The sequence below is a fragment of the Azonexus sp. genome (genome assembly GCF_049652925.1).
GTDB lineage: Bacteria > Pseudomonadota > Gammaproteobacteria > Burkholderiales > Rhodocyclaceae > Azonexus.
In genome coordinates this window covers 1-20,290 of the sequence record NZ_JBASFI010000024.1, presented here as the reverse complement: position 1 = coordinate 20,290, position 20,290 = coordinate 1, and the positions used below count along the sequence as shown (strand labels likewise).

General features: G+C 60.2%; 19 protein-coding genes and 1 other RNA gene. All 20 read right to left on the bottom strand.

Annotated elements, in window-relative coordinates; translation table 11 throughout:
* Positions 1 to 8 precede the first annotated feature (8 nt).
* Complete coding sequence (locus tag WBK19_RS12365; RefSeq protein WP_511290132.1) at positions 9 to 1,202, bottom strand: MFS transporter; 1,194 nt, start codon at positions 1,200 to 1,202, stop codon at positions 9 to 11.
* Between the two features lie 119 nt (positions 1,203 to 1,321).
* Positions 1,322 to 2,182, bottom strand: coding sequence for a DUF6920 family protein (locus WBK19_RS12360; RefSeq protein ID WP_511290130.1), 861 nt, complete (start codon positions 2,180 to 2,182; stop codon positions 1,322 to 1,324).
* 12 nt (positions 2,183 to 2,194) lie between these two features.
* Positions 2,195 to 3,292, bottom strand: coding sequence for an Acg family FMN-binding oxidoreductase (locus WBK19_RS12355; RefSeq protein ID WP_511290128.1), 1,098 nt, complete (start codon positions 3,290 to 3,292; stop codon positions 2,195 to 2,197).
* Positions 3,293 to 3,464: 172 nt separating this feature from the next.
* Positions 3,465 to 3,896 carry a hypothetical protein gene (locus WBK19_RS12350; protein WP_511290126.1) on the bottom strand — a complete coding sequence of 144 codons (432 nt, stop codon included), beginning with the start codon at positions 3,894 to 3,896 and terminating at the stop codon, positions 3,465 to 3,467.
* 44 nt (positions 3,897 to 3,940) lie between these two features.
* Positions 3,941 to 5,668, bottom strand: a complete 1,728-nt coding sequence (locus tag WBK19_RS12345) for a bifunctional protein-serine/threonine kinase/phosphatase (protein ID WP_511290124.1) — start codon at positions 5,666 to 5,668, stop codon at positions 3,941 to 3,943.
* 98 nt (positions 5,669 to 5,766) lie between these two features.
* Positions 5,767 to 6,579 carry a formate/nitrite transporter family protein gene (locus tag WBK19_RS12340; protein WP_511290122.1) on the bottom strand — a complete coding sequence of 271 codons (813 nt, stop codon included), beginning with the start codon at positions 6,577 to 6,579 and terminating at the stop codon, positions 5,767 to 5,769.
* A 133-nt stretch (positions 6,580 to 6,712) separates the two neighbouring features.
* Positions 6,713 to 7,024, bottom strand: coding sequence for a nitrite reductase small subunit NirD (nirD, locus tag WBK19_RS12335; RefSeq protein ID WP_511290120.1), 312 nt, complete (start codon positions 7,022 to 7,024; stop codon positions 6,713 to 6,715).
* A 17-nt stretch (positions 7,025 to 7,041) separates the two neighbouring features.
* Positions 7,042 to 9,498: a nitrite reductase large subunit NirB gene (nirB, locus tag WBK19_RS12330; RefSeq protein ID WP_511290118.1), complete on the bottom strand. Its 2,457-nt coding sequence runs from the start codon at positions 9,496 to 9,498 to the stop codon at positions 7,042 to 7,044.
* Positions 9,499 to 9,726: 228 nt separating this feature from the next.
* Positions 9,727 to 10,716 (bottom strand): DNA-binding protein YbiB, encoded by a 990-nt coding sequence (ybiB, locus tag WBK19_RS12325; RefSeq protein ID WP_511290116.1) that lies wholly within the window; start codon positions 10,714 to 10,716, stop codon positions 9,727 to 9,729.
* An 18-nt stretch (positions 10,717 to 10,734) separates the two neighbouring features.
* Complete coding sequence (locus WBK19_RS12320) at positions 10,735 to 13,458, bottom strand: nitrate reductase (RefSeq protein ID WP_511290114.1); 2,724 nt, start codon at positions 13,456 to 13,458, stop codon at positions 10,735 to 10,737.
* Between the two features lie 127 nt (positions 13,459 to 13,585).
* Positions 13,586 to 14,020 (bottom strand): ClpXP protease specificity-enhancing factor, encoded by a 435-nt coding sequence (locus WBK19_RS12315; protein WP_511290112.1) that lies wholly within the window; start codon positions 14,018 to 14,020, stop codon positions 13,586 to 13,588.
* 2 nt (positions 14,021 to 14,022) lie between these two features.
* A complete protein-coding gene (locus WBK19_RS12310; RefSeq protein WP_011286577.1) occupies positions 14,023 to 14,619 on the bottom strand; it encodes a glutathione S-transferase N-terminal domain-containing protein in 597 nt (198 codons plus the stop codon).
* Positions 14,620 to 14,702: 83 nt separating this feature from the next.
* Positions 14,703 to 15,422: a cytochrome c1 gene (locus WBK19_RS12305; RefSeq protein ID WP_511290110.1), complete on the bottom strand. Its 720-nt coding sequence runs from the start codon at positions 15,420 to 15,422 to the stop codon at positions 14,703 to 14,705.
* Positions 15,423 to 15,435: 13 nt separating this feature from the next.
* Positions 15,436 to 16,737, bottom strand: a complete 1,302-nt coding sequence (locus tag WBK19_RS12300) for a cytochrome b (protein ID WP_511290108.1) — start codon at positions 16,735 to 16,737, stop codon at positions 15,436 to 15,438.
* 3 nt (positions 16,738 to 16,740) lie between these two features.
* Positions 16,741 to 17,337 (bottom strand): ubiquinol-cytochrome c reductase iron-sulfur subunit, encoded by a 597-nt coding sequence (gene petA / locus WBK19_RS12295; RefSeq protein ID WP_226404052.1) that lies wholly within the window; start codon positions 17,335 to 17,337, stop codon positions 16,741 to 16,743.
* An 84-nt stretch (positions 17,338 to 17,421) separates the two neighbouring features.
* On the bottom strand, positions 17,422 to 18,021 hold the full coding sequence (gene recR, locus WBK19_RS12290) for a recombination mediator RecR (protein ID WP_511290106.1): 600 nt from the start codon (positions 18,019 to 18,021) through the stop codon (positions 17,422 to 17,424).
* Positions 18,022 to 18,024: 3 nt separating this feature from the next.
* On the bottom strand, positions 18,025 to 18,348 hold the full coding sequence (locus WBK19_RS12285) for a YbaB/EbfC family nucleoid-associated protein (protein ID WP_511290104.1): 324 nt from the start codon (positions 18,346 to 18,348) through the stop codon (positions 18,025 to 18,027).
* Between the two features lie 12 nt (positions 18,349 to 18,360).
* Positions 18,361 to 19,968 carry a DNA polymerase III subunit gamma/tau gene (gene dnaX, locus WBK19_RS12280; RefSeq protein WP_511290102.1) on the bottom strand — a complete coding sequence of 536 codons (1,608 nt, stop codon included), beginning with the start codon at positions 19,966 to 19,968 and terminating at the stop codon, positions 18,361 to 18,363.
* 27 nt (positions 19,969 to 19,995) lie between these two features.
* Positions 19,996 to 20,094: signal recognition particle sRNA small type (gene ffs, locus WBK19_RS12275), an RNA gene on the bottom strand.
* 10 nt (positions 20,095 to 20,104) lie between these two features.
* The coding region (locus WBK19_RS12270; RefSeq protein WP_511290100.1) for a hypothetical protein at positions 20,105 to 20,290 on the bottom strand (186 nt) is incomplete at its 5' end.

The following is a 20,290-nucleotide window of genomic DNA, read 5'->3' as shown; positions in this document are numbered from 1 at the left end:
AAAACGAGTCACCCCGGCTTTCGGCGCCAGGCCAGCAGCAGCAAGGTGAGCAGACAGAAAACGGCCCCGGCGTAGAAGGTGAATGCAGCGCCATAGACATCCCACAGCAAGCCGGCGCAGACGCTGGCCAGCAACATGGCGACGCCGCTGAGCAGGTTGAAGAACCCGAAAGCCGTGCCGCGCAAATCGGCCGGCGCCGTATCGGCCACCATCGTCGCCAGCAGCCCCTGCGTCATGCCGAGATGCACGCCCCACAGCGCCACGCCACCAAGCACGACGGCCCAGTGCGCACTGCTCGCCAACACCAGATCAGCGGCGATCAGAACGAGCAGGCCGATCGCCAGCAATTTGGTATGGCTGACGCGATCAGACAGCTTGCCGAACGGGTAGGCCGACAGCGAATAAACGACGTTCATGGCGACCATGACCAGCGGAATCAGCGCCAGCGCCATACCCCCCTGCTCAGCCCTCAGCACGAGAAATGCCTCGCTGAAGCGGGCCAGCGTAAACAGCCCGCCGACCGCCACCACCCACCAGTAGGGCGAACCGAGCCGCCGCAGATTGGCCCGCGTAATCGGATTGCGCCGCGCCGTCTGCGCCGGCCGAGCCGGCTCATGCACGCCGAAGATCAACACAGCCACGGCAAGCAGGCCGGGAATCACCGCCACCCAGAAGACGGCGCGAAAATCATCGTGCCACAGCAACATCAAACCGACGGCCAGCAACGGCCCGACAAAGGCACCAACCGTATCAAGCGACTGGCGCAAACCGAACGCCGCCCCACGCAATTCCGGCGGCGCGATGTCAGCCACCAGCGCATCGCGCGGCGCCCCGCGAATCCCCTTGCCAATGCGATCCGCCAGGCGGGCAGCGAAGACGAGGCCGGTACTCGAGGCCAGCGCAAACACCGGCTTGGTCAGCGCCCCCAGCGCATAGCCAAACACCGCCAGCCCCTTGCGCTTGCCAAGGTAATCGCTGAGCGCCCCGGAAAACACCTTGACGATCAGCGCCGTCGCCTCGGCCAGCCCCTCGATGACGCCAACCACCAGCGCGCTCGCCCCCAGCGTGCCGACCATGAACAGCGGCAGCAGGCTGTGGATCATTTCGGAAGAAACATCCATGAGCAGGCTGACGAAACCGAGCATCCAGATGCCTCGGGGCATTTTCGATGGAACCGGCGTAGTGGACTTGGCGTTGCTCATGGCTGCAGAGGCATGGTTGCGAGAGGGAAATGGAGCTTAAGCGAAGCCCCGCCGGACGACTATCATTTCAATTTTGGCCGAAATTTCCGGTTGACCGTAGCAGTCTCGGCGACAGGCTCTTACGGCGAGAACTCGCAGCTCAACGCGGTGAGCCTGCCGCGGAAATACGGCTTACGCCCGTCGAGGCGCAGCCATGCCACCTCGCCCGTGGTCGGCACGCGCATGCCGTCGCGCGTCCGGTAATCCGAGAAGTTTCCTTCCCAGGGAGCCATGACCATTTCCTTGCCCACCATGCCGCCCCTCGCCTCGGCGCGGAACGAGTCGATCAGGCCTTCTTCATTGAACCTGAACAGCAGGGTCAGCGTGAGCCGGCCGTCCGCCATGGTGGCGTTGGCCGAATGCTCGTCGACCGCCGCCCAGCGCACGCCCTGGCTGGGCAGCAGGGCGGTCGGGTACCACACTGCTTCAGCGAAGAAGCGCATGAACTCGCCGCGGGCAATCTCGCCGTCACCACTCAGATCAGCCACCTTGAACAAACCCAGGATCGCGGCACGCAGCAGGCCCTGGCCGGCGATGTAGCTGTCCACCACGCGCACCGTCAATCCCGGCAGCATCGCAATCCGGGCGTCCCAGACGAAGCCGGGGCGACGAATGATGACGTGTTGCCGCGAGGTAAACGCTTTCCATTGCTCGCCCGTTGCCGACAAATTGAAGCTGCCCGCCATCTCGAAGGTGACGGCGGCGATGATCGGCTGACCATCGCTCAGCACGGCGCGAAAGTAATGCTGTACCGGCGCCGGCAGGCCTTCGAGCTCAGCTGCGTCGTAGCGCGTAGCAGTTGCCGGCGCACGGCTGTCTTCAAGGCGAGCGAGAAGCCGGCGCGTCGAATCCGCCCAGCGCGCCGCGCCGTAGGCGTTCAGGGCGATGGCGAAAGCGGCGATCGCGGCGAGCGCCAGGCCAAGCCACAGGATTGATGTCATTCTTCTTCCGGATCAGACCAGCACGGATTGAACCGGTCGGCGCATGGACAGGGGCATGAGCGGGCCGCGGCCAAAACGCACGACCAGATCAGGGCGCAGTTCGCCCAGACCGATGGCAGCGGCGAACTGCGGCCGAAGCACTGCCACCTCGACCGGTTGGTTGAGCAACGCATTGCGAATGCCCAGCGCCGTCGCCTGCAAGGCGAAGCGTTCATAGCAGCGGCCGGTTTCCACCCAATGAGCCTTGTCGCTGACCTCCGAAACGAAGACGGCGATGCCAGCCGAGTTGCGAATTTGCCGGGCGTAACGCTCGTTTTCGGATTTGGCCGTGAAGAACAGTCCCATCATCCGGCTGCCCAGCCAGCGCGGCACGGCCGGGTTGCCCGTGGCGCCGGCGAACAGGCCGTCGCCAGTCCGGATGGCTTCGTCATTGCTGAAGCGAATCCACATTTTCAGTTCCTCGACGAAGGCCGGATCATCTATTTGCGCCGTGTTGGCGGCTACCACGTATTCGAGAACCGTCTCCATCGCCGACCGCTCCGTCAGCAGCAGCACGCGCACCCCATTGCCGCTGCCGGCCTGTTCAAGCAAGCGAAGCTCGGCGGAAGACACTGGCCGGCCATCGTAGTCGCCACGGGTGCACTGCCGCTCGGCAATCGCCTGAAACAGCGAAGAGGCATGGGCCTTGGTCGCTTCCAGGCGCACCGCCACCGTGCCATCCACGGCCGGATCGAAGCTGGCGCCGGCCTGCAGCCCGTTGGCCAAGGCAGCTTGCGCCAGGTTTTCGGTGGCACAGCCCAGCGAAACGAACAGGTGATGGTCATCCGGATCGACCGCCGGGCAGCGCCGCGCGAGGTCCGGCGCGATGGTGATCAAGCCTTCCTGAACACGAAACTTCCAGCACTGGGTGTTGTGGCTCGATGGCGCCAGCGTGGCATGGCGCACAAGTTCGCCGAGCAGCAGCGTTCGGTCGCTGGTACTCACCGCCTCCGGGCGACGAAGACGGCGAGCCGCGTCCTCAACCCGCGGGCCGGACGAACAGCCGACCAGCAAAGGCGCCGCAACCGCCAACGCGCCCGCGCCCACAACAAACTGTCTGCGTCCCAACATGGCATGCCCCGCTCAGTAGGAAGAAACTGCGAATACCGCCAACATATTCTCTACCAATTATCGGCTCTGTTCGATAGCGAACGCAGGAAGGGGGCATTTCATTTTTAGCCGTTTTTTCCGGTTGACCGTAGCAATCGATTTTGCGCCAACCATGGCGCAATGAGATGCCGCCTTACGCCACGTCGGGACGAATATCGGTCTCGGGCGGGGCGTGCTGAATCTGGTACTCGACCATGCGGATGGCCGTCAGGATGTCTGTCTTGCGCTGGGCGCAAACGTATTTGTCGGCCTCGGAAAACACCATCCGCAGACGCCGCTTCTCGGCATCGCCAAAGACCTGGCCATTAGCGATGGCCAGCAGCAGGTCCTGAATGCCGCTGTAGAAATTGATCGACCGCCTGTCCTTGTTGATATAGGCCAGCGCCAGGGCAACGTTGAATACGCCGGCAACCGACGCGACATGGAGGTTGTTCCATTCGCCGCTGGCCAGCAAGTGCGATAGATGAAGATGCGGAATCAGCATGATGTGCACTTCTTCCGGCTCGCTGATGCCGAGCTCGGCGCCGAGCAGACGATTTATTTTTCGACGACCTGAAAAAAACATTGGCTGGGGGTGTCCTTGAGATGGCTGCGGGGAGGCTCCCCGGGTCAGTGAAAACGGACGACGCTGACGACCATGAGCGCCAGCATCAACATGAAGGAAACGCTTTTCCAGAAAATCACCGGGTTGCGTTCTATGAGCGGCGGTTTGGTCTTGTTGAGGAAAATCCGGTTCGGGTGGTGCAGGTCGTAGATGAACTCGGAAAGCTCTTCGTAGCGGGCGAAGGGGTCGGGTTCGACGGCTTTGCGGATGGCGTCGTCGATCCAGGCGGGGATTTCGCGTTCTTCGCTGAGCACGCTTTTGTAGGCCAGTTTCTTCTGCGCCGATCTGGTGCGCGACTTGGGGACTTCCGTGCCGAAGGGGAAGCCGCCGGACAGCATCTGGTAGGCGATGACGCCGAGCGAGTAGAAATCGGAACGGGCGCTGCCCGGCTCGCCGAGGAAGTATTCGGGCGCGGCGTAGAGGGCGGCGCCGAGCAGGTTGATCTGTTCAACGGCGGTGGTGATTTCCTCGATGCCGGCAACCCGGGTGGCGCCGAAATCGATGATTTTCACGGTGCCCGTGGTGTCGATCATGATGTTGTCCGGCTTGAGGTCCTGATAGACCATTTCCAGCCGGTGGAAAGCCTGCAGGCCCTTGGCGATTTGTTCGAGGAGACCGCGCACGACGGCCAGTTCCGGCCGCGGGTTGTCGATCATCCATTGCGTCAGCGTCTGCCCTTCGATGTATTCAGTGACGACGTAGATGGACTGGCGTTGGCGGGTGTGGGCGCAGGGTTTGAGGACGTGGGCGCTGTTGATGCGACGGGCGATCCACTCTTCGAGCAGGAACCGTTCGAGGGCGGCCGGGTTGGCCTGCATGTCGGTCGATGGCGTCTTGATCACGACCCGTTCGCCGGTTTCTCGGTCGACCGCGAGGTAGATGTGGCTGCGGGCGCTGTGCTTGATGACACGGACGATCTGGTAGCCCTCGAACTCGGCCCGGGCGTCGAGCAAGGGCGGGCATGGCAGGTCGGCAAGCTGGCGGTAGACTTCGTTGGCTTCGGGATCAGGGAGGACATCGATACGCACGAGCTGGATGGTCAGGTTGTCGGGACTGCCGCGCTGCAGGGCGGCTTCGGTGATGACCCGGGCGGCCGCATCGAGATCGGGGCTGCCGGCGATGGCGCTGCCAATGCAGGCGGCGTCGACGTATTCATAGACGCCGTCGGTGGCGAGCAGCAGCAGGTCGCCGACGGCGAGTTGCTGCGCGTCGTAGTCGATATCGACATTGCGATCCATACCAAGGGCGCGGGCCAGATAGCTCTGGGCCGATGAGACCTGGACCCGGTGGTCCTCGGTTAGCTGGGTCAGCTCGCTGCCGCGCAGGCGGTAGATGCGGGCATCGCCGACGTGGAAGAGATGCGCCGTCGTGGACTTGATGACGATGGCGCTGAAGGTGCACACGTAGCCGCGCTCGCGGTCGTAGCGGTGATGGCTTTGCTGGGTCTGCGAATGCAGCCAGGAGTTGGTGGCGCTGAGCACGTGCTGGCCGGACTTGCGGACCGACCAGGCATCGGATGTGCAGTAGTAGTCTTCGAGAAAGCCGGTCACCGCCGACTGCGCGGCCTCCTGGCTGACCGCGCTGCTCGAGATGCCATCGGCCAGCGCGATGGCGATGCCCTTGGCCGACAGTTGCGGCTCTCTGGGAATGGCGACGCCGTGGAAATCCTGGTTGAGTTCCTTGCGCCCCCGGTCGGAGTACTGCCCGATGGCGACTTTCAGATGACGGCTCATGGCGCCCCTTGCTTCTGCTACGGTCAACCGGAAATTCCGGCCAAAATTGAAATCAGCCCCCGGCTGTCGCCGGGAGCTGCGCTGCAATTCCGGGCCGATCAGTAGGCGTTACGCTTCGGGGCGGTGCGCACGTGGGTCGAGTACAGGGTCAGACCGACGAAGGCGATGCCGCCGACCAGATTACCGAGCACGGTCGGAATTTCGTTCCACACCATGTAATCGTAGATCGAGAAGTTGCCGCCGAGCATGAGACCGGACGGAAAGAGAAACATGTTGACGATCGAGTGCTCGAAACCCATGTAGAAGAAGACCATGATCGGCATCCACATGGCGACCACCTTGCCGGTCACATTGGTGCAGATCATGGCGCAGACGACGCCGGTGGACACCATCCAGTTGCACAGCACGCCGCGGATGAACAGCGTCAGCATGCCGGCGGCGCCGTGCGCGGCATAGCCGACGGTACGGCCTTCGCCGATGGTGCCGATCTTCTGGGCGACGGCATTGGGTGCCTCGGTGAACCCGAAAGTCCAGATGATGGCCATCATGATCGCCACGGTCAGCGCGCCGGCGAAGTTGCCGACGAAGACCAGCCCCCAGTTGCGCAGGATGCCGCCGACGGTGACGCCCGGACGCTTGTCGATCAGCGCCAGCGGGCACAGCGTGAAAACGCCGGTGAGCAGATCGAAACCCAGCAGGTAAAGCAGGATGAAGCCGACCGGGAAGAGCATGGCGCCAACCAGCGGCTGACCGGTCTGCACGGTGACGGTGACAGCAAAGGCAGCAGCAAGCGCCAGGATGGCGCCGGCCATGTAGGAGCGGATCAGGGTATCGCGGGTGGACATGAAGATTTTTGATTCGCCAGCGTCAATCATTTTCGTGACGAATTCGGTGGGAGCCAGATAGGCCATGGTGGTTTCCTCGTGGGATATAGGTTTGTTTTGGAAGCCCCCCCGGCGCGCTCTCTTGGCCAGGGAAGCTGAATCCCACCATTGGGATTTGCCGGGCCGGCGACGCTGCCGGCCCTGTTCATGCACAGGCCGCTCAAGCGGCCATGAAGACCTGGCCGTTCTCGACCTTGACTTCGAACTTCTTGCAGCCGCCGACATCGGGCGCGACAGCCTGGCCATCTTCGAGACCGATGTTCCAGCCATGCAGCGGGCAGGTCACGCGTTTACCGTGCACGATGCCTTGCGACAGCGGGCCGCCCTTGTGCGGGCATTTGTCGTGCATGGCGAAGACTTCGTCGTCGGAGGTGCGGAAAACGGCGATCTTGCCGCGTTCTTCCCAATGCACGACGCGCGAGCCCAGTTGCGGGATGTCTTCCAGTTTGCAGATCAGTTTCCAGTTGCTCATTTTTCTGTCCTCGGTTTTCAGGCTTCGACCATGATGGGGATGAATTGCTTGACGGGGCCTTCTTCGCGGGACGTTGCCCACGGGTCCTTGGCGTCCTTCAGCGAGTCAAGCAGCGACGCGTAGAGCGCCTTGCGGCCTTCTTCATCCTCGACGATCTTGCCTTTCACGTAATCCAGGCCGACGCGTTCCAGCCAGTGGCAGGTGCGCTCGAGGTACCAGCCTTCGAGGCGGTAGAGCTGGAGGAAGGCGCCGGAATATTCCATGACCTCCTCATCACTCTTCACCTTGCACAGGAACTGGGCGACTTCGGTCTTGATGCCGCCGTTGCCGCCGACGTAGAGTTCGTAGCCGGAATCGACACCGATCACGCCGACGTCCTTGATGCCAGCTTCGGCGCAGTTGCGCGGGCAACCGGAAACGGCGAGCTTGACCTTGTGCGGGGCGTACATGTCGAACAGCATCTTTTCGAGTTTGACGCCCATCGACATCGCCAGTTGCGTGCCGAACCTGCAGTGTTCCATGCCGACGCAGGTTTTGACGGTGCGGATCGACTTGCCGTAGGCGTGGCCGGAGACCATGCCGGCGGCGTTGAGATCGGCCCAGATGCCGGGCAGGTCTTCCTTCTTGATGCCGAGCAGGTCGATACGCTGGCCGCCAGTCACTTTCACCGTCGGCACGTTGTATTTTTCAGCCGCATCGGCGATGGCGCGCAGTTCCTTGGGGTTGGTCAGGCCACCCCACATGCGTGGCACGACCGAGTAGGTGCCGTCCTTCTGGATGTTGGCGTGGGCACGCTCGTTGATGAAGCGCGACTGCGGATCGTCCTTCGCCTCATGCGGCCAGGTCGAGATCAGGTAGTAGTTGATGGCCGGGCGGCACTTGTCGCAACCGTTCGGCGTCGTCCAGCCGAGTTCGGCAAAGACAGTTTCCTTGTTCGTCAGGTGCTCGTCGCGGATGAGTTTGCGAACCTTGTCGTGCGAGTGCTCGGTACAGCCGCACATTGGCTTCTTGTCGGAAGCGGCCGGGGTGTAGGCGCCGCCGATGGTCGAAGCAAGAATCTGTTCGACCAGGCCGGCACAGGAACCGCAGGAAGACGCTGCCTTGGTGTGCTTCTTGACCTCATCCAGCGTGAACAGTCCCTTGGCCTTGATGGCCTGGACGATGACCCCCTTGGTGATGCCGTTGCAGCCGCAAACTTCGGCGCTGTCGGCCATCGAGGCGGCCTTGCTGTTGCCGGCATGGCCGACGTCGCCGACCAGTGACTGGCCAAAAATCAGCGAATCGCGGATGTCGTGGATGTCGCGGCCATCCTTGAGCAGCTGGAAATACCACGGGCCATCGGCCGTGTCGCCGTACATGACGCCGCCGACCAGCTTGTTATCCTTGAGGACCAGCTTTTTGTAGACGCCACCGTGCGGGTCGTTGAGCAGGATTTCCTCGGTGCCCTCGCCGCCCATGTAGTCGCCGGCCGAGAACAGGTCGATGCCGGTCACCTTGAGCTTGGTCGATGTCACCGAGCCGGTGTAGCGGCCTATGCCGTAGCCGGCGAGATGGTTGGCAGCAACCTTCGCTTGCTCGAAGAGCGGCGCGACGAGGCCGTAGGCGATACCGCGGTGGGTGACGCACTCACCGACGGCGTACACCTTCGGGTCGTAGGTCTGCATCGTGTCGTTCACCACGATGCCGCGGTTGCAGTAGATGCCCGATTTCTCGGCCAGCGCGTAGTTGGGGCGGATGCCGGCAGCCATGACGACGAGGTCGGCCGGGATGGTCATGCCGTCCTTGAAGCGCACGGCGGCGACGCGGCCGGACTCGCCCTGGACGAGCATTTCCGTCTGCTTTTGCAGCAGGAATTTGAGGCCCTTGTCTTCGAGCGACTTCTGCAGCATTTTGGCCGCCACTTCGTCGAGCTGACGCTCGAGCAGCCACGGCCCGAGGTGCACGACGGTGACATCCATGCCGCGCAGCTTGAGTCCGTTGGCCGCTTCGAGGCCGAGCAGGCCGCCACCGATAACCACCGCGTGCTTGTGCAGGCGGGCAGTTTCGATCATCTCGTCGGTGTCCTTGATGTCGCGGTAACCGATGACGCCGGGCAGATCGTTGCCGGGAATAGGCAGCATGAAGGGCGTCGAGCCGGTGGCGATGAGCAGGCGGTCGTATTCCACTTCCGTGCCGTCGTCGGCGATGACCTTGCGCTTGACCCGGTCGATCTTGCTGATCTGCTTGCCGGTGTGCAGCGTGATGCCTTTTTCCTTGTACCAGTTGAGTTCGTTGAGGACGATCTCGGAGATGGTCATTTCACCGGCGAGAACCGGGGAAAGCAGGATACGGTTGTAGTTCGGGTGCGGCTCGGCGCCGAAGATCGTGATGTCGTAGTGATCCGGCTTGATCTTCAGCAGCTCTTCGACGGTGCGGACACCGGCCATGCCGTTGCCGATCAGGACGAGACGAGGTTTGACAGCGGTTGTGCTCATGGTTGACTCCAACGTTGCGCGCACCCGGGGGTGCAAAATTTACTTCAGCGCATGACGTCGTTGCCATCGAACCGCCGACGTTGGCGGTTGATTCGCTGTAACTATTGATCTTCTTGCAATCAGTGTGCCAGCTGATCAGGCTTTTGATTTTTCGGCTTTTTTTCCGGTTGACCGTGGCAATCGCGCACCAAGGCGGGGCAAGCGGTTCCAGAGCGGTGCAGATTCAGATCAGTTGCCGCCGATGATCAGACCGGTCGCTTCAACGGCGACGATGGCCTTGGCCTGGTTGAAATCCTCGGCATAACCGCTGGCGTAGAGCAGGCAGGCCAGCTGGTTGGCAATCGGCTTGGGCAGCGGGGCCTGCTTGTCGAGAATGCGTCGAATCCATTTCGCCGTGCTCACCGCATCGTTGGCTTCCGGCAGATTGGGCAAGGCGCGCAGGCTCTCGTGCTCGGCCTCGAACAGGGTATCGACCCCGCCATCGTGGATGAACTCAAGGCGAGGCCGGCGCTTCGGATTGGCAAAGGGCTCGCCCTCGGTGCCACGCAGCAGCAATGCACGGTCGCCACGGGCAAGGAGGATGTCGCGCATCAGATCAATAAATTCGGGATGCGTCGCTGGCGCCACCAGAACGGCATCGCCGTGGAAGGGGTTGATCAGCTTGACCAGGCTGTGCGCGCTGTTGCGTACGCCGAGGCGGCTGCGCAGCCCGAGCAGGTTGTGGATGCCCGGGCACATGGCGTTAAGCGGCAGGAAGGCCAGTCCTTTCTCTTCGAGAGCAATCTGCGCCTGCGTCGTCGAGGCGACGGGCATGATGCCCAGCTCGCGGAAAATGTGCGCCGTGGTTACGCGGCCAAAGCCCTCCAACAGGCCATGGACCACGACCGGCACGCCAAAGCGCTGGAGCAGCAGGGCGAGCAGCGGCGTCAGGTTGGCTTCCTTGCGGCCCCCGTTGTAGGTTGGCAGGGCAACCGGGCGAACGCGGCCATGTGGCATGTCGAGACGGTGGGTGCGCTCGGCGGTGGCGTCCATGAAACCAAGCATTTCGTCGAGCGATTCACCCTTGACGCGCAGGCCAAGGATGATTGCGCCCATTTCGAGATCCGGCACGCCGCCGTCGAGCATCGCCGCGTAAATCTGCTGCGCATCGTCGCGCGGCAGATCACGCGCACCCTGGGCACCGCGTCCGATCTCCTTGATGAATTGTCCGTAGCTCACTGTCTCCTCCGGTTGCGGTCAGGCCGCAGCTGCGATTCTGGGGGAATGCTCTGCCACCATGCGCTTGATATCGGGCACACATGAACCGCAAAACGTTCCGCATTTGAGGTTTTTCTGGAGTTGCGGCAAATCGGCCCCGCTCCCCAGTTCCTGGTGAATCTGCACATCGCTGACATCAGCGCATTTGCAGACGATGTTGCGTGCCACCATGCTCACCGGCGGCTTGGCCGACGGCGCCAGAGCGAAGCGAATCAGGCTGACATCCAGTTCATCCTCGGCCATCGCCTGCCTCAGCCACGCCTGGGCCTGTGTCTCGCCGGCCAGCCGGACGCCAAGCAGGCGGCCTTGCTGGGCAATGGCCTTCTTGCTGATATGGCGCTTGGCGTCAGCATAGAGAATTGCCCCCTCCTCGCCATCGAGGCCGAAGAGACGATCGAGCGCGAGGATCTTGGCCTCGGCCGCCGGCCCGGCACAGGCACCGCGGAAGACGACCAGCGGCGTCGTCCGGCCATAGAGTCCGACGTTGGCATACGGGAAGTCAGCCAGGGCACCTCGGGCCCGCTGGAGCAGCTCCAGGGCCTCGGATTGGCTGGCGCAGCGGCGGACCACGGCGAGCGGGTAGGACAGCTCGGCCTTGATGATCTGCACGGCAGCATGCTTCAGCTCGGGCTGCTGCGAATAGGGGTCGATGGCATCGGAGGCCAGCGCATTGGCGCCCGGCGTGTTCATGAACTGGTTGCCCCAGTGCATCGGCATCCAGGCCCGGCCCTTGACGAGACCGGGACGCTCGGCCACCCGGACAAGCATCTCGCCACGACCGTTGCTCACCTTGGCCAGATCGCCCGACTCCAGCCCGCGGTGCCGCATGTCGCACGGATGCATGGCGAGCAGCGGTTCGTCTTCGAGGTTGAACAGGCGCGGCACGGTGCCGGTCCGGCTCATGCCGTGCCATTGGTCGCGCATGCGACCGGAAAGCAGGCTGATCGGCAGCTCGGGCGTCGTCAGTTCGGCCGTTGGCTGATGTTCGATGGCAAGAAAGCGCGCCTTGCCATCTGGTGTCGGGAAACGACCGTCCTCGTAGAGCCGTACCTTGCCGGCAATAGCCCCCTCGGGATACGGCCATTGCTGCGGCCCCTGCGCTTCGAGCAAGGCATAGGACAAGCCGGTGATGTCGAGATCGCGCCCGCGCGTGCTTTCGCGGTGCTCGTTGAAGATATCTTCGGGGCTGGCGTAGGGGAACAAGCGCCCGGCGTCGGCATTGCCCAGCTTCTGGCCCAGACGGCGGGCGAAATCGACAACGATCTCCCAGTCGTGGCGCGCCTCACCGGCCGCCTGAATAGCTGGCTGGATGCGCGTGATGCAGCGTTCAGAATTGGTCACCGTGCCATGCTTTTCACCCCAGCCGCTGGCTGGCAGCAGCAAATCGGCGTAATCGGCGGTGTCGGTATTGCCGTAGGTTTCCTGCAATACGACATATTCAGCCGCCTGCAGCGCCTCGCGTACGGCGGCCTGATTGGGCAGCGACTGGGCCGGGTTGGTACAGGCGATCCAGACGGCCTTTATTTCTCCGGTTTTGAGTGCTTTGAAAAGGTCGACCGCAGACTTGCCGGGCTTTGCCGGCACATCAGAAACTCCCCACAAACGCGCGACTTCAGCCCGATGCTCCGGGTTTCCCAAATCACGATGGGCCGACAGCAGGTTGGCCAAGCCGCCCACCTCGCGTCCGCCCATGGCATTCGGCTGCCCGGTCAGCGAGAACGGCCCGGCCCCCGGTTTGCCGATCTGGCCTGTTGCCAGGTGCAGGTGGATGATCCCTGCGTTGTTGTACGTGCCGTGAGCCGACTGATTCAGCCCCTGGCAGTAGAGCGACAGCGAGGCGTCGCTGGCGCCGAACCAGCGGGCCGCCTGAACAATGGCCTCGGCCGGGACGCCACAGAGGTCGGCAACCTTGTCCGGCGAGTAATTTTTGACGATGTCTGCCAACGCCTCGAAACCGCTGGTGTGGGCTTCGACATAATCCTGATCGACCAGGCCCTCAGCGATGAGCACATGCAGCATGCCGTTGAACAGCGCAATGTCGCTGCCTGGCTTGATCGGCAAATGAAGATCGGCGATCTCCGCGCTTTCGGTGCGACGCGGGTCGGCGACGATGATCTTGAGATCAGGGTTGGCCGCCTTGGCATCTTCGATGTAGCGAAAAACAATAGGGTGCGCGATAGCGGGATTGGCCCCGGTGATAAAAATCACCTTGGCCTGCTGGATGTCGGCATAGCTGCATGGCGGTGCATCGGCGCCCAGCGTCTGCTTGTAACCGGCAACGGCCGAGGACATGCAGAGGCGTGAATTGGTATCGACATTGTTGGTGCCAATCAGCCCCTTGGCCAGCTTGTTGAAGACGTAATAGTCCTCGGTCAGCAACTGGCCAGAAATGTAGAAGGCAACCGAATCGGGGCCATATTGCTTAATGGTCGCGGCGAAACGCTCGGCTGCCTCATCAAGTGCGCCCTCCCAGCCAAGGCGTTGCCCGATCCCACCGCGGCTTCCTCGTTTTTCGGGGAATTGCAGGCGATATGTCGGATTGACGGTCTGATTCAGCGTCGCACCCTTGGTACACAAACGGCCGCGATTGGCCGGGTGCTCAGGATCGCCCCTTAATCCGGTGATCGCACCGTTCTCGGTTTCGATGAGTACGCCACAACCAACTCCGCAGTAGCAACAGGTAGACTTGACTTCAGTTCGCATGATTTTCCTTCCGGCTTGGCTTGAGCAACAGCTATGCCAAGTTGAAAAATCATGGACTTGCATGACAAAAGGGGAAATCCATTTGTGGAATTTCCCCTTTTTAGTGCGTCAACCGCAGCCAGCGTCCCTATTTGATGCGTTGCAACCAGGGACGCCCTGCTTCTGGGCGTGGCGGCTCGGGCGGCGGCTCTTCGGGCTCCACTGCAGCTTCGCCGGCATCGATGAATTCAGCAGTCCCTTCATCCTCCGCACCGTCAACCTCAAAAGCCATTCCGGCTCCATTTTCGCGTGCGTAAATTGCGGAAACACGCTCGACCGGCACAGACAGGTCGCGGGCAACACCACCAAAACGGGCCTGGAAATCGATAAAATCGTTTCCAATCAGCAATTTTTTGGTCGCATCAGGCCCCAGATTAAGCACAATCTGGCCATCGCGAACAAACTCGCGCGGTACGCGGGTACGTTCATCGACCTCGACCGCTATGTGCGGAGTGAAACCGTTGTCACAGCACCACTCCCAGATGGCGCGGAGCAGGTAGGGCTTGGTAGACGGAAGTTCCATGCCTACTTGCGCATTGCCTTTTCGGACGGCGTCAGCGCGTCGATGAAACCCTGACGGCTGAAAATGCGCTCAGCGTACTTCATTAGCGGCGCAGCCGCCTTGCCGAGGTCGATTCCGTAGTGGTCCAAACGCCAGAGCAACGGCGCAATGGCCACGTCGAGCATCGAGAACTCGTCGCCCAGCATGAATTTCTGCTTGTTGAAGATCGGCACGATTTCAGTCAGACGAGCCTTGATTTCCTGACGCGCCTTGTCGGCGGTCTTGCCATTCTTCTCGATCACTTCCATGAACGAAAAGATTTCGCGCTCCATGCCGACCAGCAACTGGCGGGCGCGGGCGCGCATGATCGGGTCGGCCGGCATCAGTTGCGGATGCGGAAAACGCTCGTCGATGTATTCGTTGATGATGTTCGGCTCGAACAGGACCAGATCACGTTCGACCAGAACCGGCACACGATTGTGTGGATTGATCGCCGCCATTTCTTCCGGCTTGTTGAACATGTCGACGTCGATGACCTGAAAATCCATGCCCTTTTCGAACAGGACAATACGGCAACGGTGACTAAAGGGGCAGGTGGTGCCCGAGTAGAGGTTCATCATTTGTGGTAACCCTCAAAATGAGATTCGGCATCGGGGGCCGGCCAGAGCCAAACCCGCGATGCCGTTAGCTGATCCAGGAAGGATCAGTGAATGTCTTTCCAGTATTCCTTCTTGAGCGCGTAGGCGACAACAAAGAGAACTGCCAGGAAGGCCAGAACGAACCAGCCCAGAGTGCGGCGATATTCTTGCTGCGGTTCGCCCATCCAGACCATGAAGCCGACCAGATCGGAAACCGACTTGTCGAATTCGGCCGGCGCCATCGAACCCGGGACAGCCAGTTCCAGCTTGTGCGTTTCGTGATTCATCACTTGCTGGCCTTGCAGGCCGTACAGGATATGCGGCATGCCGACGTTCTCGAACACCGTGTTGTTCCAGCCTGTCGGACGGTTAGCATCACGATAGAAGGAACGCAGATAAGTGTAGAGCCAGTCCGCACCGGCACCGGCGTTACCGGCTTCGCCACGGGCCCGGGCAATGATGGTCAGATCCGGAGGTGTAGCACCGAACCACTGTTTCTGCTCGTCGGAACGGGCTGCAACACGCATCAGTTCACCGATCTTGTCGGACGTGAACATCAGGTTTTCCTTGACCTGTTGCTCGGTCAGACCGAGATCCAGCAGGTTCTTGTAGCGCATATAGGAAGCACCGTGACAGTTCATGCAGTAATTGACGAACAGCTTGGCACCATTCTGCAACGCTGCTTTGTCGCTGACCGAACCAGGCCACTTGTCGATATGGGCGGTGCTACCGCTGGCAAATGCCATGATCGGCGCGAAGAGCAAGGCGATAAGGAATTTTTTCATTTTTGTCATCCTCTCACTTGAACGTCACACGGTCGGGGACCGGCTTGAACTTGTCCATCCGCGACCACCACGGCATGGCGAGGAAGAAACCGAAGTAGAACACCGAACAAACCTGCGATACCAGTTCGCCCATCGGCGACGGGGACAGCGTGCCCAGATAACCAAGAACGAAGAAGCAGATGACGAAGATGGTCAGTAGCGTCTTGTAGATCGGACCACGGTAACGGATCGACTTGACCGGGCTACGATCGAGCCAGGGCAGGAAGGCGAAGATCACCACCGAAGCACCCATGGCAACCACACCCCAGAACTTCGCATCAAGACCGAACAGCGGATAGGTAACCGCACGCAAGATCGAGTAGAACGGGGTGAAGTACCAGACCGGCGCGATGTGCGGCGGGGTCTTCAGCGGGTCTGCCGGATAGAAGTTCGGCGTTTCCAGGAAGTAGCCGCCACCTTCCGGTGCCCAGAACATCACAGCCGAAAATACCATCAGGAAGACGACGACGCCGACGATGTCCTTGACCGTGTAGTACGGGTGGAACGGGATGCCGTCGACAGGATGACCGTTGGCGTCCAAGTTGGCCTTGATCTCGACACCATCCGGATTGTTCGAACCGGTTTCGTGCAGAGCCAAGACGTGAGCCGCAACCAGACCGATCAGAACGAGCGGGAAGGCGATCACATGGAAGGAGAAGAAGCGGTTCAGCGTAGCATCGCCAACGACGAAGTCGCCGCGAATAAGCAGCGACAGATCGCCACCGATGACAGGAATCGCCGAGAACAGATTGACAATAACCTGAGCGCCCCAATAAGACATCTGACCCCATGGCAGCAGGTAGCCGAAGAAGGCTTCACCCATCAGGCAAAGGAAAATGCCCACACCAAACAGCCAAGTCAACTCCCGTGGCTTGCGATATGAACCGTAGAGCAGACCACGGAACATGTGCATATAGACCACGATGAAGAAGGCAGAAGCACCCGTCGAGTGCATGTAGCGGATCAGCCAGCCACCCGATACATCGCGCATGATGTACTCGACCGAAGCAAATGCAATTGGCACGCCATTGGCGTTGAGCGCGGCATCCGGCTTGTAGTGCATAACCAGGAAGATGCCGGTAACGATCTGGATAACCAGAACCAGCAGCGCCAGAGAGCCGAAGAAATACCAGAAGTTGAAGTTCTTCGGGGCGTAGTACTCAGACAGGTGGCCCTTCCACATGGAAGTCGCCGGGAAACGGGCATCAACCCATTCCAGAGCGTTACCGGCCAGTGAGCCGTCTGATTTGTATTTTTCGAAATTGCCTGCAGCCATTTCTTATGCTCCCTTCTTGTCTTCGCCGATCATGATACGGGTATCGGCGAGATACACGTGCGGCGGCACTTCTAGATTGGTCGGGGCAGGCTTCGACTTGTAAACACGACCGGCAAAGTCGAAGGTCGAACCATGGCAAGGACACAGGAAGCCGCCCAGCCAACCATCAGGCATCCCCTCTTCGGTGCCGGCCTTGAATTTCTGGGAAGGCGAGCAACCAAGGTGGGTACAGATGCCGACAACAACCATGATTTCGGGCTTGATAGAACGCGTATCGTTCTGTGCATAAGCTGGTTGCTGGTTTTTCTCGGACTTGGGATCAGCGACCGCATCAGCCAGCTTGGGCAGCGTATCCATCATCTCCTTGGTGCGGTTGATGATCCACACCGGCTTGCCACGCCACTCGACGGTCATCATCTGACCCGGCTCGAGCTTGCTGATATCCACTTCGACCGGTGCGCCTGCAGCCTTGGCACGTTCGGACGGAAGCAAGCTGGATACGAACGGCACGAGTGCGGCAACCGCGCCCGCCCCGCCCACGGCTGCGGTCGCAACGACCAGACGTCGCCGTCCGCAGTCCATTTTTCCTTGATTGCTCATTACGCTGACCCCTAACGGAATTAGATGGGATAAAAATTAAACGCTAAATTATACGATATCGGACGGCCCGATAAAAGCCGGATATCACCCACCACAAGCCTTGCGCTCGCGAAATGCCTGCGCCAGGGTGCCACTATCGACATATTCGAGCTCGCCACCCACGGGTACGCCGCGGGCAATCCTGGTCACCCGGACTCCTTTGGAGCCAAGCATGGCCGTGATGTAATGGGCTGTCGCCTCTCCCTCGTTGGTGTAGTTCGTCGCCAAAATCACCTCCCGAACAACGCCGTCAAGCGCTCTGGCCACGAGACGATCCAGCCCGATATCTTTTGGCCCGACACCATCAAGGGGGGATATTTTGCCCATCAGCACGTAATAGAGCCCCTGATAACTCTGAGTCTGCTCCATCATATTCATGTCAACCGGTGTTTCAACAACGCACAGCAAACTTCCATCGCGCCGTGGCGATGCGCAGCGATCACAGATCTCCGCCTCGGTAAATGTATTGCAGCGCCGACAATGTCGAATTGACTGCAAAGCATGTTGCAGCGCCTCCCCCAAATGCTGAGCGCCCTTCCTGTCATGCTGCAACAGGTGATATGCCATACGTTGAGCTGACTTTGGCCCAACACCAGGCAGGCAACGCAACGATTCAATCAGCGAATCAAGCCCCGATGGATTCACAAATCAAAAGGGCAGCTTGAAGCCAGGCGGCAGGTTTAGGCCCGAAGTAAAGCCTGACATCTTGTCTTGACTTAATGCTTCGCCTCGGCGAACAGCATCGTTCATCGCCGCGGCTATCAGATCCTCGAGCATTTCCCGGTCATCCATCACTGACGGATCAATACTGACTCTGCGTACTTCATGCGCACCTGTCATTACAACCTTGACCATGCCGGCCCCGGCAACGCCCTCGATCTCGGTCTGGGCAAGTTGTTCCTGGGCTTTTTTCATGTTTTCCTGCATCGCCTGTGCCTGTTTCATCAGGCCAGCCAAGCCACCCTTCATCATCGTCACTCTCCGTTACGCAATAGGTTTAATGGATGATTCAACAATCGATGCATCGAGGGATTCGATTGCATCACGTATAAAAGTATCCTGAGCAATTGATGCTACAGCATGATCCTGTCGCTCTTGGCGTTGACGCCCTACTGTTTCGGCGGGGGTATCCAATTCGTTTTGAGCCAGCTCAAAACGCACCTTCATGGAGCGGCCAAAATGTTCACTCAAAGCCTGCTGCAGTTTGTCAGGTCCAGGCTTCATTTGCAGATGTGCCTGGGATGGCGATAGTCTCAACAAGCACTCAGCTTCGCCAAGTCGCCTCAGTTCACAATTTTGCGCCAACTCCCTGGCCAACCCGGACAATGGGAGCGATGCCACAATCTGATGCCAATCAGCTTCCCCGGATGCCAACGGCTTCGCGGCCGATTGTGCAGCCGCTACTGGCTCGCCCCGAAGGGCGCCGCCAGGCGCACCAACGAGTAACGGCTGGGCGCTGACCACCGGTCTGGTCTTCTGCGTCACAGCTACAAGCACGTCAGCAACGGTGCTTGGGCGAAAGGTGTGCAACCTGAGCAAGGTCATCACGAAACCCGCATATTCATCCGGCGCGGTCGACAGCTCATTTCGGCCGACATTTACGATTTGATAGGCCAATTGTACGAACTCTGGCGAAAACGCTGCCGCCAACCGGAGCAGCCTGCCTCTATCTGGATCGTCATCATCTATTGCTGCGGGAACACATTGAGCCACCTGCAAACGCGTCAGCAATGCCCCCAGCTCCTGCAAAGCTGAAGAAAATGAAAGGCTGCGCACTCCAAGGTCTGCAGCCACCTGCAGCAAAGTGGATGCATCACCGCCCTGCAGCGCGTCAAGAATACTGAACAGATAATCCTGATCGACAGTACCCAGCATGCTTCGCACCTGAACCTCTTCGACCCTCCCCGCACCATGAGCAATTGCCTGATCCAGTAAGGAAAGGGCATCACGCATGCTCCCGGATGCAGAACGTGCAACTAGCGTCAAAGCCGGGGCCTCGAAAGGAATTTCCTCTGCCTGCAAAATTTGGCTTAAATGCTTGGTTATAGCCAGCGCAGGCATCTGCTTCAAATTGAATTGCAGACAACGGGAAAGAACCGTCACTGGAATTTTTTGTGGATCGGTCGTCGCCAGAATGAATTTGACATGTTCTGGAGGCTCTTCAAGAGTCTTCAGCATCGCATTGAACGCTGAATTGGAGAGCATGTGAACTTCGTCAATCACATAAACCTTGAAGCGGCCACGGGTAGGCGCGTAGACAGCGTTCTCAAGGAGCTGTCGCATCTCGTCAACCCTGGTGTTGGTGGCCGCATCCACCTCTAGCAAATCGACAAATCTACCGCTGTCGATCTCTTGACAAGCAGAACAGACACCACACGGCGTAGCAGTGATCCCGGCTTCGCAATTTAGCGACTTCGCCAAAATCCGCGCGATGGTTGTCTTCCCAACCCCTCGAGTACCCGTGAAAAGATAGGCGTGGTGCAAGCGCCGCTCAGAGAGCGCATGCGTCAGCGCACGAACGACATGTTCCTGCCCAACTAGCGTAGAAAAATTGCGCGGCCGCCACTTGCGCGCAAGAACCTGATAACTCATGCGCTCCACACCAATGCAGAAAATGAAAGTGGCGAGCCTAACCCCCGGCACTTGCAGTAAGTAGCTGTGGCTGCTTCCTTCCGGACCTGACCAGATTCACCACCCTGCAATGCGGGGAGACCCGCCACTTTCGATTCTAACACAGGCAAAAACCTGGCATCTCGGTGGATCCCTTTTTTTTCAAGTTAACGTAATTTTCCTCTACAAAGGCAAAAGCCCCGTTCAGCGTGAGCTGAACGGGGCTTTTGGTATGGGTTGTCTGGCGTTGACCTACTTTCGCGAGCGGAAGCTCACTATCATTGGCGCTCATCTGTTTCACGGT